The sequence below is a fragment of the Rubrivivax gelatinosus genome (assembly GCF_016583785.1).
Taxonomy (GTDB): domain Bacteria; phylum Pseudomonadota; class Gammaproteobacteria; order Burkholderiales; family Burkholderiaceae_C; genus Rubrivivax; species Rubrivivax gelatinosus_B.
Genome location: NZ_NRRU01000214.1, coordinates 1 through 1,400 on the forward strand (window position 1 = coordinate 1; position 1,400 = coordinate 1,400).

The window sequence follows — 1,400 nt, forward strand, 5'->3', positions numbered from 1 at the left end:
GGTTCTGACCCCGCGCCTGCGGGGGCGTCACTCGGCCTGGACCTCGGCCTCGACACCCTCGTCGATGGTTTCGCCCTGCGGCGCCGGCGGGCGGCCGCCCTGCGTCGGCCGGGCCGGTGCCCGCTGGCCCATCGCGCCGGGCGGCATGCCGGGCAGTGCCAGCGCGCGTGCCGCAGGCTGGGCGGCACCGGGCGCAGGCAGCCTGCCGGTGGCCGCGGGCGCGGCCGCGGCGATGTCCAGCGAGACGGTGGCGGCACCGTCGCGCGGCCCGAGGCGAACCTCGCGCTGCTGCACCGACTTCACCACCGTCTCGCCGTCGACCACCGCGCCGACGCGGAACGCCTTCGGCGGCTTGCCGTCGACGGCGATCAGCGCCACGCCTTCGCGTTCGGCGCTGCGCGAAGCGACGACGCCCAGCAGCTCGAAGCGCGAACTCTCCGCCGTCGGCTCGGGCTCGGCGTCGACGGCGTCGGCGCCGAGCAGGCGCGACAGGTCGCCCTGCAGGCCCGCCGCCATCGCGACCACGGTCGCCTGCGGCGGCGTCGCCGGCGCCGGTTTCACGAGCTTCAGCGCCCAATAGACGGCGCTGGCGGCAACCACCGCCCAGACACCGAACGCCCACCAACGTGTCGTCATCCGAAGATTATGATTGACCGAACCCTTTGCCACCGTTCCGTCCTTTCGCCATCCATGACCTCCCATTTCCGTTCGCGCCGCCGCGGCTTCACGCTGATCGAGCTGATGGTGGTGCTGGTGATCCTCGGCGTGCTGGCCGCGCTGATCGTGCCCAACGTTCTCAACCGCGCCGATGACGCCCGGGTGACCGCTGCACGCACCGACATCCACAACCTGATGCAGGCGCTCAAGCTCTACAAGCTCGACAACCAGCGTTTCCCGACGACCGAGCAGGGCCTGGATGCGCTCGTGCACCGCCCCACCGCCGCACCGGCGCCGGCGAACTGGAAGCCCTCCCTCGACAAGCTGCCCAACGACCCCTGGGGCCACGCCTACCAGTACCTGAACCCGGGCGTGAAGGGCGAGATCGACGTCTTCAGCTACGGTGCGGACGGTCAGGCCGGCGGCGAAGGCAACGATGCCGACCTCGGCTCCTGGCAATAGGCCTCTCCGCACGCCCTCACCTCGCGGCTTCACGCTGATCGAGTTGATGGTCGTGATGGCCATCCTCGCGATCGGTGCCGGCTTGGTCTCGCTGGCGATCCGCGACCCGGCGGCGACCCGGCTCGAACTCGACGCGGCGCGCCTGGCGACGCTGCTCGAGACCGCACGCACCGAGGCGCGCACCGGCGGCTTCGCCGTCGCCTGGATCCCGGTCAACGACGCCCAGCGCGACCCCTTCGTCTTCGCCGGCCTGCCGGCGCAGCAGGCGCTGCCGACGCGCT

General features: G+C 72.3%; 3 protein-coding genes. 2 read left to right on the plus strand and 1 reads right to left on the minus strand.

Annotation, left to right across the window (positions count from 1 at the left end; translation table 11 throughout):
• Nucleotides 1-27: 27 nt before the first annotated feature.
• Nucleotides 28-636: a hypothetical protein gene (locus CKO43_RS25415; protein WP_200228382.1), complete on the minus strand. Its 609-nt coding sequence runs from the start codon at nucleotides 634-636 to the stop codon at nucleotides 28-30.
• A 54-nt stretch (nucleotides 637-690) separates the two neighbouring features.
• On the opposite strand from CKO43_RS25415, the gene gspG reads away from it, so the two are divergent.
• Both gspG and CKO43_RS25425 read left to right on the plus strand, forming a co-directional pair.
• A complete protein-coding gene (gene gspG, locus CKO43_RS25420; protein ID WP_200228381.1) occupies nucleotides 691-1,119 on the plus strand; it encodes a type II secretion system major pseudopilin GspG in 429 nt (142 codons plus the stop codon).
• Nucleotides 1,094-1,400, plus strand: a 307-nt coding sequence (locus CKO43_RS25425; protein ID WP_200380412.1) for a pilus assembly FimT family protein, incomplete at its 3' end; no start/stop codon positions are given. The genes gspG and CKO43_RS25425, both read left to right, overlap by 26 nt.